11 protein-coding genes and 1 pseudogene are annotated in these 14,366 nt (G+C 37.2%); 4 read left to right on the top strand and 8 right to left on the bottom strand.

What is annotated here, in order from left to right; translation table 11 throughout:
* Positions 1 to 63: 63 nt before the first annotated feature.
* Positions 64 to 1,137 carry an alanine racemase gene (gene alr / locus L3V46_RS08025; RefSeq protein ID WP_239045393.1) on the top strand — a complete coding sequence of 358 codons (1,074 nt, stop codon included), beginning with the start codon at positions 64 to 66 and terminating at the stop codon, positions 1,135 to 1,137.
* A 66-nt stretch (positions 1,138 to 1,203) separates the two neighbouring features.
* On the opposite strand, the gene L3V46_RS08020 is transcribed toward alr, so the two are convergent.
* Together L3V46_RS08020 and L3V46_RS08015 are read right to left on the bottom strand one after the other, a co-directional pair.
* Positions 1,204 to 1,632 (bottom strand): BLUF domain-containing protein, encoded by a 429-nt coding sequence (locus tag L3V46_RS08020; RefSeq protein WP_166782271.1) that lies wholly within the window; start codon positions 1,630 to 1,632, stop codon positions 1,204 to 1,206.
* 264 nt (positions 1,633 to 1,896) lie between these two features.
* Positions 1,897 to 3,114, bottom strand: a pseudogene (locus L3V46_RS08015) (transposase).
* Positions 3,115 to 3,148: 34 nt separating this feature from the next.
* On the opposite strand from L3V46_RS08015, the gene L3V46_RS08010 reads away from it, so the two are divergent.
* A protein-coding gene (locus L3V46_RS08010) for an IS3 family transposase (protein WP_223235881.1) occupies positions 3,149 to 4,281 on the top strand; the annotation gives its coding sequence in 2 pieces (ribosomal slippage) (positions 3,149 to 3,401 and positions 3,401 to 4,281; 1,134 coding nt in all).
* Positions 4,282 to 4,779: 498 nt separating this feature from the next.
* On the opposite strand, the gene L3V46_RS08005 is transcribed toward L3V46_RS08010, so the two are convergent.
* From L3V46_RS08005 to L3V46_RS07990, 4 genes are all read right to left on the bottom strand, one after another.
* Positions 4,780 to 5,514, bottom strand: coding sequence for a proteasome-type protease (locus L3V46_RS08005; RefSeq protein WP_004822453.1), 735 nt, complete (start codon positions 5,512 to 5,514; stop codon positions 4,780 to 4,782).
* A 73-nt stretch (positions 5,515 to 5,587) separates the two neighbouring features.
* Positions 5,588 to 6,367, bottom strand: coding sequence for a transglutaminase family protein (locus L3V46_RS08000; protein ID WP_004822455.1), 780 nt, complete (start codon positions 6,365 to 6,367; stop codon positions 5,588 to 5,590).
* A complete protein-coding gene (locus L3V46_RS07995) occupies positions 6,364 to 6,972 on the bottom strand; it encodes an alpha-E domain-containing protein (protein WP_004822456.1) in 609 nt (202 codons plus the stop codon). Before L3V46_RS07995 ends, L3V46_RS08000 begins: the two co-directional genes overlap by 4 nt.
* A 38-nt stretch (positions 6,973 to 7,010) precedes the next feature.
* A complete protein-coding gene (locus L3V46_RS07990) occupies positions 7,011 to 8,612 on the bottom strand; it encodes a circularly permuted type 2 ATP-grasp protein (protein ID WP_239045392.1) in 1,602 nt (533 codons plus the stop codon).
* Positions 8,613 to 8,922: 310 nt separating this feature from the next.
* On the opposite strand from L3V46_RS07990, the gene L3V46_RS07985 reads away from it, so the two are divergent.
* Together L3V46_RS07985 and L3V46_RS07980 are read left to right on the top strand one after the other, a co-directional pair.
* Positions 8,923 to 9,918 carry a WYL domain-containing protein gene (locus tag L3V46_RS07985; protein WP_239045391.1) on the top strand — a complete coding sequence of 332 codons (996 nt, stop codon included), beginning with the start codon at positions 8,923 to 8,925 and terminating at the stop codon, positions 9,916 to 9,918.
* 423 nt (positions 9,919 to 10,341) lie between these two features.
* Entirely contained in the window at positions 10,342 to 11,298 is a 957-nt protein-coding gene (locus L3V46_RS07980) for a hypothetical protein (RefSeq protein WP_239045390.1), read from the top strand.
* 61 nt (positions 11,299 to 11,359) lie between these two features.
* On the opposite strand, the gene L3V46_RS07975 is transcribed toward L3V46_RS07980, so the two are convergent.
* Together L3V46_RS07975 and mnmG are read right to left on the bottom strand one after the other, a co-directional pair.
* Positions 11,360 to 12,298, bottom strand: coding sequence for an ADP-ribosylglycohydrolase family protein (locus L3V46_RS07975; protein WP_239045389.1), 939 nt, complete (start codon positions 12,296 to 12,298; stop codon positions 11,360 to 11,362).
* A 124-nt stretch (positions 12,299 to 12,422) separates the two neighbouring features.
* Positions 12,423 to 14,303 carry a tRNA uridine-5-carboxymethylaminomethyl(34) synthesis enzyme MnmG gene (gene mnmG / locus L3V46_RS07970; RefSeq protein WP_004719311.1) on the bottom strand — a complete coding sequence of 627 codons (1,881 nt, stop codon included), beginning with the start codon at positions 14,301 to 14,303 and terminating at the stop codon, positions 12,423 to 12,425.
* Positions 14,304 to 14,366 lie beyond the last annotated feature (63 nt).

Below are 14,366 nucleotides of genomic sequence, written 5' to 3'. Positions count from 1 at the left end.
TTTTATCTCTATTTATGCGATTTAGCATTATTCAATCTTTGCCATTCCTCAGGAGTAACTAGGGTGCGTCAAGCAACAGTTTATATTGACAGTGAAGCACTGCAATATAATTTAAACCGAGTCAAACAACTTGCACCAAGCGCTAAAATTGTCAGTATGGTTAAAGCCAATGCATATGGACATGGCGTCAAGGACTGTTTAGCCGCCTTAAATGCGACTGATGCCTTTGGTGTCGCCTGCCTTGCTGAAGCCTTAGAGATTCGAGCATTAGGCTATCAACAACCGATTACTCTCATCGAAGGTATTTTCAGCGCTGATGAAATGATTAGTGTTCTTGAAAACAACCTTGAAATCGTTGTACATCATCAGCCACAATTGGCTTGGTTACGTGCACATAAAAAACAATATATCGACAAAGGTTTAAAAGTCTGGGTAAAACTCAATAGCGGTATGAATCGATTGGGTTTTAAGGTGGCTGAAATTATTGAAGTGATTCAATCACTCAAAGCAGAAGGCTTTACCTGTGTGCTGATCATGCATTTTGCCAATGCGGATGCGGATCATCACCCGTTAAATGAACAACAGAAAGATCAATTCTTACAGGTAAAAGCTGCTTGTGAACCGATCTTAGCTTCATGCTGCAATTCTGCTGCTATTTTTAAATGGCCTGAACTGAATTTTGATTTTGTACGTCCAGGTATCATGCTTTACGGCGCGTCTCCCTTTGCAGATCGAAGCGTTGCTGAACTAGACATCAAACCTGTCATGAGCTTTACCGCTGAAATCATCGCACTCAATCATATTCAAGCAGGTGAATCTGTAGGCTATGGCTCTACATTTGTCTCCAAAAATAAAATGGATATCGCCATTGTTTCAATAGGCTATGGGGATGGTTATCCGCGTGCTTTTCCTCAACAAAACTATGTCAGCATCAATGGTCAAATGACAGCGATCATTGGTCGTGTCGCAATGGATATGATTGCAATTGATGTCACTGGCTTAGATGCACCGCTAGGTACAGTCGTTGAACTGTGGGGCAAAGATCGTTTGGTTGATGATGTGGCTGCTGCCAATGGTACGATCGGTTATGAGTTACTCTGCCGTATGAGTGCTCGCCCTATCCGTAAAAAACTTTAAACACGCGTTCTCGATTCAAGATGAAAATCCAAGCCATCGCTTGGATTTTTTAAGAGTTTTCAGATTTCAGACAAATTCTTCTGGCTGTTCAATCTCATAGAGTAGTTTAAGTAATGTCGGGATATCCTGTTCATCTAAACTTAATGGGCGAAAATGGTTATAACCCTTACTCTCGAAGTATTGTTGAATTTTGCCATTTCGTCTCACGTATTTCATAGACCACTGTGAAAAATGCCCTTGCTCAACATGGCCTGCTCTAAACAGCTTGATCTGATGATGTCTTGGATCTTTATGCAATTTTTCCAATACATGTAAGATAATCACTTCCTCACCTTCTAGGCATTGAAAAAAATGCTCATCTGCAAAATACAGAACGCCTTGAACTTGATGAAGTATATTAAAATCTCTCGCTTCACCTAAAATATCTCTTAAATCATTGAGTATTTGATGATGGGGTGAAGTTGTTTTACTTGCATAGCATAATTGAAAAGTCATGTAATTCTTCTATTTTTAACTTTCATTATTTATAAACAATTATTTGCGATCATACAAGTCTTAACATTTTATTATTTAATTGTTTATCATTTTTTATTCGGATTGCTTTACAGCACATACATAATAACCATGCTCTTTAATTTTTTTAATTTAAAACAGTGATTTAATATATATTCATTAAAAATCACTCATAAATCAAAAAATGATCGTGTGGAGTGAATCAAATTGGTATTGAAAGTTCCTTCTCCCTATGGGCATTGGTATCTACACATCTTTTTGTAGAGACTCTAATGCAATTTCAGCAATCAGCTTAAGGTCATCAACCGAATGTTCAGATAATAATTGTAGTGTATTCAGTAATATTGACAGACCAGCCAAAATTGCAGGAGCACTTTCCCTTGTTCCTCTTTTTTGTTGCCTTCCTGATAGACGTGTTAGAAAGACTCTAACTCTTGAATTTTTCTCATCATTTTCTCGCTGTATTCGCCAAGTTAATACACATGCCATACTTGCAATTAAGAGTCGTCTTAATATCGCTTGCGGAGTTGTTTGTAGCCATGACTCAATGTCATGGCCCGCCTGTTTTAACAACTTAAAATAGTTTTCTATTTTCCAACGCCAGTAATACCAAGTTGCCAATTCTATACTTGGAATTTCTGATGATACATTACTTAATAAGCTCCAACGAGAAAGTGATTTTCCTTGCTTATTTTTAACTTCAACTACAATCAGTCGAACGGTTAATGACTTTCCCTTTTGTGGTGGAACTCTTTTTCCCGTTTCGTCTTTTTGCATTGGTCTTGCATTACGCGTAATACTGATTTGAGTTTCACCAACATAGAGTTGTTCGCAATTCCCTTTATATTGAATTGTATGGGTTTGTGTAGTTGGTATTTGGTCTGACACTTCCCTTAACTTAACATCTTCTCCTTGATATTCAACACGATTTCCTTCTTTACCTCGAATAAGAAATAAATGTTCTTGTTGATTCAATAATCTAAGATGAGCAATTGAATCTCCTTCACGATCAATAATATGTACGAGTTTCTTTTCTATTGGTAAAGACTCAATATGTTCGATTTGTTCACATAGTGCATTTAAATGGGTTTCTTTTATTTTATGCCCATCAGTAAATGTTGAATAACGTCCAGTAGCATCACATAAAGTTTGATCTAATGGTGCAATGGGTAAACCCGTTTCCGCATCAATTAATAAACTGCTTTGTAATTCATAGCCTTTGTCACTTGCATGTGTTCTTTTGAATCTATTTAACTTGTTGTTATGTTTGAAATATTGTAGTTGAGACCAATCATGAGCAACTAAGGCATAGTGATGGTTCGATAGAGCGATTTGTTCAAGCGCAAGTTTTTGAATAGGCTGATTGAGTTGTTGAAATGAAACGTTTTCGTTATTTAAGAAACGCCAAACAGAGGTGGATCAGGAAATTTGAACAACACTTATAAGTGATATTTTGCTCCCCAAATGATGTTATAAACATCAATATATGGAGTATTTTATGGCACGTAGACCAAGAAGAAATCATTCAAATGATTTTAAAGCTAAGGTAGCACTTGCTGCGATTAAAGCAGAAAAAACACTTGCTGAATTGAGTGCTGAATTTGATGTTCATCAAAACCAAATTATCGACTGGAAAAATCAACTGATTTCAGCTTCCTCGCAAGCTTTCGATCAATCAAAAGCTCCAACAGAACCACCCATCGATCTAAAAAAACTACATGCAAAAATCGGTGAGCAGGCATTAGAAATTGATTTTTTAGAAGGTGTGTTGAAGAAACTGGGCCGCTTCAACCACAAAAGTTAATCGATGACTCACTTCAGATTTCAGTATCTAAGCAAGCTCAGCTGCTGAAAGTCTCCCGTGGTTGTTATTACTATCGCCCAAAACCTGTGAGTGCATCAGATCTGAAGCTGATGCGGTGTATGGATGAGTTACATATGCAATACCCTTTTGCAGGTAGCCGTATGATGCGTGATTTGTTGAATCGTCAAGGACATCATATAGGACGACGTCATACACGTACTTTAATGAAGAAAATGGGCATTAATGCGTTATATTGCAAACCAAATTTAAGCCAGGCTAATCAAGCTCACCGCAAATATCCATATCTGCTCAAAGGATTGGCTATTCAGCGCAGTAATCAAGTGTGGTCTACGGATATAACGTATATCCCTATGGCAAAAGGCTTTGTTTATTTATGTGCTGTGATTGATTGGCATAGCCGCAAGGTACTTGCGCATAGAGTATCGATTAGTATGGAGGTTACATTTTGCATAGAAACATTAAATGAAGCTATTGAAAAATATGGTCGACCTGAAATATTTAATACAGACCAAGGCAGTCAGTTTACCAGTGATGCATTTATTGATGTATTGAAATCAAATGGCATTCAAATCAGTATGGATGGTAAAGGTCGATGGGTTGATAATGTGATGGTTGAACGATTATGGCGGAGCGTTAAATATGAAGAGGTGTATCTCAAAGCCTACAGCAATGTTTTGGATGCGAAGAAGCAATTAAACGCATATTTTGAATTTTATAATTTGAAACGACCTCATTCGAGTCTGGACAAAATGACTCCAGATGAGTTTTACTATGACCAGCTACCACAACAAAATAAGGTAGCTTAACTAGAGCAGAGTATCACTTATAAATAAGCTTTTAGTTGTTCAAACATGTGGGACCACATCTAACTGCTTGGGTTGTAGCAAAGCTAGTCTTTTGGGTAGAGGCAATATCTTTAAGCGCTGGGGCTAATGAAGCAAGTGGATTCATATTAAGTTTTACAAGACTTCCGTAGCGTTTAACTAATCGGTTATCTAAGTGTGGAATGTTAAATTGGAGAGCATGCTCTCCAATTTAACTTAAATAGATTTAATTGTGTAGATACCTATGCCCAGAGGGAGAAGGCTAGGATGAGGGGGCTTTTATGTTGATTTATGGTTTTAAAAAGAACTTATGAAAGAAGTCTATTATTAAAAACACAAAGTAAATCATGATCCACCTAGTCAATTGTCTCGATATAAATTTTAGAATAAAAGAAACATAGAATTGAATTTATGCGACCTCTTTATAATTTTTAATATAAAAAAAGCGAGATTAAACTCGCTTTAAAAGCACATAGAGTACTATTCAAAATAATCATTGGTCGGTTTAGGTAAATCTTGCAAACCTTTCTTTAAAGTTTCAGACCATTGTTTGCTGATGTGTTGAAAATAAGGATCACTGTCGTTAATTCGCTTGCCTTTTGGTACCTCTAGGCTGTCTTTAAGATAAATCATCGCATCTAATGGCATACCAACAGATACATTTGAACGTAAAGTCGAATCAAATGAAATTAAACTACAACGTAACGCTTCATCTAAAGGCATATCATAACTTAAGGCACGATCTAAAATTGGTTTACCATATTTACTTTCACCAATTTGAAAATAAGGTGTATCACTGGTTGCAGAAATAAAATTACCTTGCGGATAAATATTATAAAGCTGCATTTCCTCTCCACTGATCTGGCCACCAACCAATAAACTACAATAATAGTTACTTTGCTCTTGAGTATCTTCAGTGACATCTGCAATGACTTTGCGTAGGGTTTGCCCAACCAATCCTGCGACCTCGAACATCGTATTCACGCTATACAAATTGGGTTCTTGCTTAAGTGCCAAATGATTTTCTAAATGTCCAATCACCGCTTGTGTCGTTGCAAGGTTGCCAGAAGTTTGAATACAAATAAAGCGTTCGCCTTTTACCCCAAACGTATAAAGTTTTCGATATACAGAAATGTGATCGACTCCAGCATTGGTTCGAGTATCACTAATAAATACTAAACCTTGTTTGAGTCTTAAAGCACAGCAATACGTCATGAAACTACCTATACAACTAAATTTGAGATTAATCACATTCTGCAATTATTCACACTATTTACCATTGCCATCATTAACATGCAAGCACTTGAACAATAGAATACATGGTTTCAGTGCCACCTTGCTCTCTTACTCCACGAACGGGTGCAACATCCCAATAGTCGCGTCCAATCGCCACATAGACATGTGATTCTGGGCGGAATAATTGATTACTGACATCAATAACATGCCATTTACCGTCTAAAAATACCTCTGTCCAAGCATGACTCGCCAAATGCGATTGATTATTTACATATAAGTAACCAGAAACATAGCGAGCTGGTACACCCAATGCTTTGGCCATCGCAATCAAGACATGGCTATGATCTTGACATACCCCTTGTCGTGCTGAAAAAGATTCCATTGCGGTATGCGTTACTGTGGTACTTGCGCTGATATAAGGCATATGTTGCAATAAAGCTTCTGCTAATTTTTGGAAATTCGCCCAACGCTTATGCGTTATATACTGTTCAGCAAAAGCAATCATTTCTGTATTGCACAAGGTTGCAGTGGTTGGCTGTAAAAAAACCACAGGCGATACCTGATCTTCGATACCAAATTGATTGTCTACATTAATATCGACAATCCCCTGCGCCATAATGGACATTTGTTGATAAGGCTCAATTTGCGAACTGGTCAACCAAACATTATCAAAAGCATCTTTTTTAATGTGTTTTTCACCGGGAACACTGACATGCCAACCCGTCACCTGTTGATGCAAATTAGACTGTGGTGTCATCTTGATATACTGAATACTATTTTTTGCCCATTCAGAATATTGGTAATGCGTTTGGTGATTAATCATCAGTTTCATAAGCGATCCAATTCAAATAATGAGTCAATATGGTCACTAAAATGATAATAATTCATACGGTCTGGTTGGTTTTTTAGTTCTTCCCAAACTTCAGGCAAACTACACATACCATGTTGATCTAAACGATCAATCAAATGATTCAATTGTGTCAAAGTCACTGATTTATCTTGATTCAGACGTAATTGACGATCAAATTGTTCCATTTTTTGCCCTAAGCTAAAAAATAGAAACAATAATTCATCATCCTCTGCCTCTAAAACATCATTACATTCTTCACAAACATCACAAATAAAACCAGCATTTTGCTCTGCCTGTTGTAATAACTGATTTAATTCGGCAAAGGACTGTGCTGAAATCACCCCACGTAAATCATGAATATTATTTTTGGCACATAAAAAATGCTGATGAAATGATGCAGGTTGCTCATTGTCTAAAATCAATTCATTTAAAGAACTTGCATCAAATGCGGGTAAACAAAAAGCATGTGCATAGTCTAAAGCCAATTCATTGGTTTTAAATGGAAATTGGCTACACAAATATTGAATACGGGTTAAATAGCGTCCTAACCAAAAAATATTCTGTGCATTGGTACTGAGTAAAATCATGTTTGCTCTCCTTTGGCTGGGATTATTTGAAGGTGGGGCTAAATTGAATATTCATCAATTACCCATGTATCCTTAATTCCACCACCTTGTGATGAGTTGACCACCAGTGAACCTTGTTGCATCGCAACACGAGTCAAGCCACCTGGAACAATTTCTATGCGTTCTGGTGAGCTGAGAATAAATGGTCGTAAATCAATATGACGTTCAGCAATTCCTTGGGAAGTTAGTGTTGGTGCAACAGATAAATTTAAGGTGGGTTGAGCGATATACGCAGAGGGTGAAGCCATTAACTTCATTTTAAATAGGTCAATTTCTTGTTCAGTTGCTTTAGGACCGATGAGCATCCCATAACCACCTGAACCTTGAGCCTCTTTTACCACCAATTGATCCAGATTTGCCAAAACATAATCCAAAGCTTCAGCTTCACGGCATTGATACGTCGGTACATTGGACAAAATTGGTTTTTCATTTAAATAATAAGCAATCATTTGATCCACATAGGGATAAATCGACTTATCATCTGCAACGCCTGTACCAGGTGCATTAGCAATCACCACATTTCCACTTAAATAAGCAGACATTAGCCCTGCAACACCTAAAGTGCTATCAGGTCTAAAGCTTAATGGGTCTAAAAAACCATCATCCAAACGCCTATAAACTACATCAACCTGTTGACGCCCACGGATAGTTTTCACATAAACCTTGTCGTTTTCAACAAAAAGATCACGTGATGTCACCAATGGCACACCCATTTCCCTTGCTAAAAATGAATGTTCATAATAGGCGCTGTTATAACGTCCTGGTGTTAAAACCACGATTGTGGGGCAATCTACTTTTGAATTTTCAGCCAAAACATCACGCAACAATTGTGGATACAACTCAATATTGGCAACGTGTTGATTGCATAATTCAGGCATAAGTTTTTGACTCATCTTACGACTTTCAAGCATATAGGACACACCTGAAGGCGTACGTAGATTATCTTCTAAGACAAAAAACTCACCTTTGCAGTCCCGAACAATATCAATTCCACTGATTTGACTGTAAATATTTCCATTCAAGCGATGATTCATCATCACTGGTTGATAAGCTTCATGAGAAAGCACTTGTACTGCTGGGATTAAACCTTCTTTTAAAATATTTTGTTGATTATAGATATCCGCTAAAAATAGGTTTAAGGCTTGAATACGTTGTGTACAGCCTGCTGCAACCTTGTTCCACTGTTGCTTGGCAATCACACGTGGGATTAAATCAAATGGTATGGTGCGGTCAATTCCCGATTTTTCACCATAAACTGCAAAAGTAATTCCTTGATATAAAAAATGCGCTTTGGCTGTTTCATTGAGTTTTTCAAGTTGGTAAATGCTGTGTTGAGATAACCAATCTTCGATTTTTTCAGCAGTTTCGGGCGAAAGAACCTGATCATCCGTCATTTCATTAAAAAAAACCGAATTCATTTGTTTAAGTAAATGATGTGAGGCTTGTTGTGCATCGATATTTAGATTGATGGCCTGTTGGATATTTCCTATCTGTTGTTGATTCGTCGTTTCAGTTTTTTCTTCTGCCTCAGCAATTGGCAAAGCGAAGCGATCTGCATAATTCTCATTGCTTGAATTTGTATCTATGGTTTCTTTTAGCATACAAACCTCTTTTTATCTTCTCTAATGGCTTCTTTAATAATGCAATATCAATGCCAAAATATTATTAAATCGCCATATCCTGTATTCTTCACTTGTACAATTAAATCTTTCTGGCTCAGTTTTATTAATTCATTGTTTGCTATTGCACTCAATGTGAGTTTTGATCGAACTTGTTTCAAAATTTTTTAGCTAATATTTTCAACACCTAAGCGACTAGTCACAGGATATAACTTGCAGAATCAGTTTTAATTTTCTATTGTGTAGCTGATTTATTTCCCTTAAACATTCACGATTCCATTGATACCAAACCATGTCTGCACAAGAAAAAGAAACTTCCAATAGCCTCTATCGCCAATGGCAAATCCTGTCCCGACTCTCTACAGGGAAGTGGATGGGCACACGTGAATTACAAGAAGTTTTAGAACGTGAAGGGATCGAAATCAGTCTACGTACGATTCAGCGTGATCTAAATCAGATTGCTCAACGCTTTCCGATCGAGAGTAACAAAACCGTACCACAAGGCTGGCGTTGGCGTTCAGATGCACCGATTCAAAGTCTGCCGCATATGACCAGCTCGCAAGCAGTCACGTTTATGATGGTTGAAGAACATTTAAAACACCTGCTTCCACCAAGTTTAATTGATGAAATGAACCCTTGGTTCGATTTGGCACGGCGAAGCCTTTCTACGCAGAACAATGTTCGACAATGGATTAACCGTGTTCGAATTGTGCCTGCTAGCCAACCAGTAATCCCACCTCTGGTGGAAAGACATGCACAGCAAGCCATTTATGAAGGACTACTACAAGATAAACAAATTGAATGTGTCTATCGTGCACGCGGTTATCAGGGTGAAGAAAAAACCTATACTCTAAATCCTTTAGGTTTGGTTCAAAAAGGTGCAATTATTTATTTGATTTGTACGCGTCATGACAAGACAGAAGTTCAGACCTTTGCATTACATCGTTTTAAATCTGCAACTGTTTTAGATTTACGTGCTTTACACCCTGTCAAATTCGATATTGATGAATATATCGATTCTGGTGCGCTGGGCTTTAGAGTCGACTTTTCTCGACCGACCGAAAATGTTGAATTAAAATTAGTCATGCACGAAGATGATGCACAATACTTCACGGAAAGCCACCTCAGTAAAGAACAAAAAGTTGAACAACTGAATGAAGAGTTGTATCAAGTCAGTGCTGTGGTTCCATTTACCTCACAATTGGTATGGTGGTTAAGAAGTTTTGGTAAAAAGATTGTCCGAATTGAGCCTGTTGAAGTGTTTAATGCGGTACATGAAATTGAATAATCTAGCAACTTCGCCCAAGCCAATATAATCAAAATAAAAAGAGCCTTTCGGCTCTTTGATTTATTGTTTTGATTGTTATTTTTAAATTTTATTGTTTTTGTGCTGATATAAAACCCATGTCACATTTTTACATGTCCACAAGACATGGGATTTATTGGAGTATGTTAAACATCACATGTTACAGCACGCGAGTTCAGCACTATTGTAGCGGATCGATTTCATTGTCATGATGTTCACCTCTCGTTTGAATGTAAATTGACTATAACCATGATTTTGCAAACTGAAAAATAATTAAAACTGCTTTGTTTTTCATCAATTCTGTTTAGGAGTTATTTTTATAAAGTTAGATTGGATCTGTTTATTAAATCTGTTAAACACACTACACTTGATTAAAAATCAAAAGTAACCAATGAGAAATATTCAATGATTAAAAAAATGCTTATATTATCAATAACAAGTTTGTACTTAACAGGTTGTGGTGGTGGAAATGATTCCAATAATAACAATTCACCGTCTGAGCAACTCCCGCCAAATAAAGTTGAAAGCCAGTTACTCATTACTAAAGATAATCAAATTACTTCATTACAAGCAAATGTTGAAACTCAAGACCAAACGAAGCCATTATATAGAGTAATGCAAAGCTTTGAAGCTCCAAATCTGAATGAAGTAGGCGCTTATGAACTAAGTTACAATTATTATGAATTTCAATTCAATGCAAAAAATCAATTGAATGAAAACCACAGCTATATAGTTGGCGTACTTTTTGATAAACAAGATCTCACTAAAGAACCTGAAATTACTCGATTAATGGATGTTACCTCCATAACGAATCCTATTGAATATATCTGTTATTCTTATAGAACTGGTTGTAAGAATATAACAATGTCAATCGATCCAAATTCAGGAAGTAGTTATGCTACATTCAACAACACGTTGTTATATAATGAAGATACTTCAGAGAAAATAGAAATTAAACTCAATGGAAAAATTTCAGGTACCTTATCCAAACCACCTATAAAAATTCAAAATATTGAAAAAACTGATATAAAAAATAATATTGTGCTATATAACACCCTAAATAACAGCTCAACTAACTTTAATGGAAAACATTTTAAAATCTCTTTTACAAATCATAATATCATTGAGTTTTGGTCAAGCTCTTTGAGCCCATTTGATAACTTATATATAAAAACCATTGATAATCAGGCTACTGAATCACACTTTAATATTTATTCAAATATTGTTCCATCACCCAAAGTAAAAGCAGACTCTTTAAAAAACATCCAATTTAATCCAAAAACGTTTACATTTAACTTTAGTAAAGTAAAACTAGATGGCGTATTAAAAGATGATTACTTAGATGGCCAAGTTGGCCTGTAGAATTTATAAAATCAAAAGGTCATCATTAAGATTTTCCTTTGATTTACATAAATATTTACCTTTAAGCTGGCACATTGGAGAGTAGTTTGGCCAATAAGGGTTCAACTAAATCTTTAGCTCTGAGCTGCGCTAACCATGACTCTGGAATTGAATCAAAACCAAAATATAATCCAGCGATTCCTCCTGCGACACAAGCCGTTGTATCTGTATCTCGACCAAATGCAATGGCTGTTTTAATGACATCTTGATATGTTGTTTGTTGTAACGCATATCTAGCCGATTTTAAACAATCAACCACATAACCACTGCCTGTTCCCTTTTCCAATTCATCAGGTCGAATGTAATATTCTAGTTGTTCTAGATCGTCTGGCTTATCTTTTAAATAAGCACGTAATTTTGTCACTGCATCAGACCAAGCAGCGTCAATATCCAAACCATTTAAAATAGACCTTGCCCATAAACAATATAAAGCACAACAAACTTTAGAACGTAAATGCGCATGTGTGACATGTGATTGCGCATAAGCATCTTCAATCAATTGTATATCTGAACCTTGATGCCAAATTGCTAAAGGCAATACCCGCATCAATGAACCATTGCCATTTGCAAGTACATCATTATTTGCAACCTGTAATAATGGCACACCAGACAGATAGTTTCTTATGGCTTCAGCAGTTTGTACTCCAACATCAAATACTTGAAAATCCACAGCCATATAACCACATTGATACCAGTTACATATGCGTTTCATAAAATCTTCTGTATCCATTTTATTTTTATAAAGTAATGAATCCAAAAGGCATAAAGCTTGTGCGCCATCATCTGACCATGTCCCTACTGGAATATGAGGATAGGTCTTTGCAAAATTATTCGGTGGGAGCATTTCAATTTGGTCATAGGCTGGTAACTGCTCAGCTAAGAGAAATTCATAAGATACCCCTACAGCATCACCTACCAACAAACCATAGATTGCACCTTTTAATTGATCTTGTTTTGTCATGTTTTACTCTAAAATCTATTTACTTTTTATATTGTCATAATGACAATATATTTTCAATGAAAATTCCCCTTTGTCATAGACAATAAAAAACCCGCATATAGCGGGTTTCTTACAATTCAACATCTTAAGCTGATTTTCTCGCTTGGTTATTTTTACGAATTGTAATCATCACCAATTGAACAGCAGCAGGTGTTACACCCGGGATACGGCTGGCTTGTGCCAATGTTTCAGGTAATACATTTTTCAGTTTCATGGTGATTTCACGAGAAAGTCCTGAAACGATATCATAATCAAAATCAGCAGGAATTTTGGTGTCTTCCAAACGCTTCATTTGCGCAACATCTTCTTGCTGACGATTGATATAACCTTCGTATTTCACAGCAATTTCAATCTGCTCACCAACAAATGCAGATACTTCAGAACCAGTTAATTCAGCAATTTGTGCAAAGTTGATATTTGGGCGTTTAAGTAAATCGATTGCAGAACATTCTTTAGAAAGATCAGCGCCTGTCAATTCAACGAATTTTTTACCCATTGGATTGTTCGGTGCAGCCCAAAGGTGTTGTAAACGACCTGTTTCTTTTTCGACTGCTTCCATTTTTTCACAATAAGAAGCCCAACGCTCATCATCAACCAAGCCCATTTCACGGCCAATTGCTGTTAAACGTTGATCAGCATTATCTTCACGAAGCATCAAACGATATTCCGCACGAGAGGTAAACATACGGTATGGTTCTTTGGTACCTAAGGTAATCAAATCGTCGACCAAAACGCCCATATACGCTTCATCACGTTTAGGCGTCCATTGCTCTTGATCCCACGCACGACGTGCAGCATTTAAGCCCGCCAATAAACCTTGTGCACCAGCTTCTTCATAACCTGTTGTACCGTTAATTTGACCTGCAAAATACAAGTTATTAATCGATTTGGTTTCAAGTGAGAATTTCAAAGACTGCGGATTGAAATAATCATATTCAATTGCATAACCTGGGCGAAGAATGTGTGCATTCTCCATACCACGGATAGAGCGTACCAACTCAAACTGCACATCAAATGGTAAAGATGTTGAAATACCATTTGGATAAAGTTCGTGTGTATCCAGCCCTTCTGGCTCAAGGAATACTTGATGCGAATCTTTATCGGCAAATTTATGAATTTTATCTTCAATCGATGGGCAATAACGTGGACCTACACCTTCAATCACCCCAGTATACATCGGCGAACGGTCTAAACCACCACGAATAATCTCATGAGTACGCGCATTGGTATGCGTGATATAGCAATTTACTTGCTCAGGATGCATCGAAGCATCCCCCATAAATGACATAGTTGGTGATGGGAAATCACCCGGTTGTGGAATCATCACAGAAAAATCGACAGAACGCGCATCAATACGTGGTGGTGTACCAGTTTTTAAACGGCCTACTGGTAGATTTAATTCACGTAAACGAGCCGCTAACGAAATTGATGGTGGATCGCCAGCTCGCCCACCTGACGAATTATTTAGACCAACGTGAATCACGCCACCTAAGAATGTACCTGTGGTTAACACCACAGTTTTCGCATCAAAGCGAATACCCATTTGGGTCACTACACCTTTAACCGTATCGCCTTCAACAATTAAGTCATCTGCAGATTGTTGAAAAATATCTAAATTGGCTTGATTTTCAAGTGTATGACGAATCGCGGCTTTATAACGGATACGGTCAGCTTGTGCACGAGTTGCACGTACAGCTGCGCCTTTACGCGAGTTCAAAATACGAAATTGAATACCGCCCTTGTCTGCAGCCAATGCCATTGCACCACCTAAGGCGTCAATTTCGCGAACAAGGTGAGATTTACCAATACCACCAATGGCTGGGTTACAGCTCATCTGCCCTAAAGTCTCAATGTTATGAGTCAAAAGCAGAGTCTGTCGACCCATACGCGCCGCAGCCAGTGCCGCTTCCGTACCTGCGTGACCGCCACCGATAACAATGACATCGTAAACTTTAGGATAATGCATAGTGATAAATGAGAGATAAAAGAATGACAGGAAATTATAGCAAAATTTTACTTCTAGTTTTAG

Source organism: Acinetobacter sp. AG3, assembly GCF_022343575.1.
Taxonomy (GTDB): domain Bacteria; phylum Pseudomonadota; class Gammaproteobacteria; order Pseudomonadales; family Moraxellaceae; genus Acinetobacter; species Acinetobacter guillouiae.
The sequence above is the reverse complement of the archived record's forward strand: the minus strand, read 5'-3'. Positions and strand labels throughout refer to the sequence as shown.

Bases quoted from the DNA above. Each gene is read 5' to 3' on its own strand.
- L3V46_RS07995 (WP_004822456.1), bottom strand. From the start codon at position 6,972: ATGATTTTACTCAGTACCAATGCACAGAATATTTTTTGGTTAGGACGC.
- L3V46_RS08020 (WP_166782271.1), bottom strand. From the start codon at position 1,632: ATGACTTTTCAATTATGCTATGCAAGTAAAACAACTTCACCCCATCAT.
- L3V46_RS07985 (WP_239045391.1), top strand. From the start codon at position 8,923: ATGTCTGCACAAGAAAAAGAAACTTCCAATAGCCTCTATCGCCAATGG.
- L3V46_RS07975 (WP_239045389.1), bottom strand. From the start codon at position 12,298: ATGACAAAACAAGATCAATTAAAAGGTGCAATCTATGGTTTGTTGGTA.
- L3V46_RS07980 (WP_239045390.1), top strand. From the start codon at position 10,342: ATGATTAAAAAAATGCTTATATTATCAATAACAAGTTTGTACTTAACA.
- L3V46_RS07990 (WP_239045392.1), bottom strand. From the start codon at position 8,612: ATGCTAAAAGAAACCATAGATACAAATTCAAGCAATGAGAATTATGCA.
- L3V46_RS08005 (WP_004822453.1), bottom strand. From the start codon at position 5,514: ATGACGTATTGCTGTGCTTTAAGACTCAAACAAGGTTTAGTATTTATT.
- L3V46_RS08000 (WP_004822455.1), bottom strand. From the start codon at position 6,367: ATGAAACTGATGATTAATCACCAAACGCATTACCAATATTCTGAATGG.
- mnmG (WP_004719311.1), bottom strand. From the start codon at position 14,303: ATGCATTATCCTAAAGTTTACGATGTCATTGTTATCGGTGGCGGTCAC.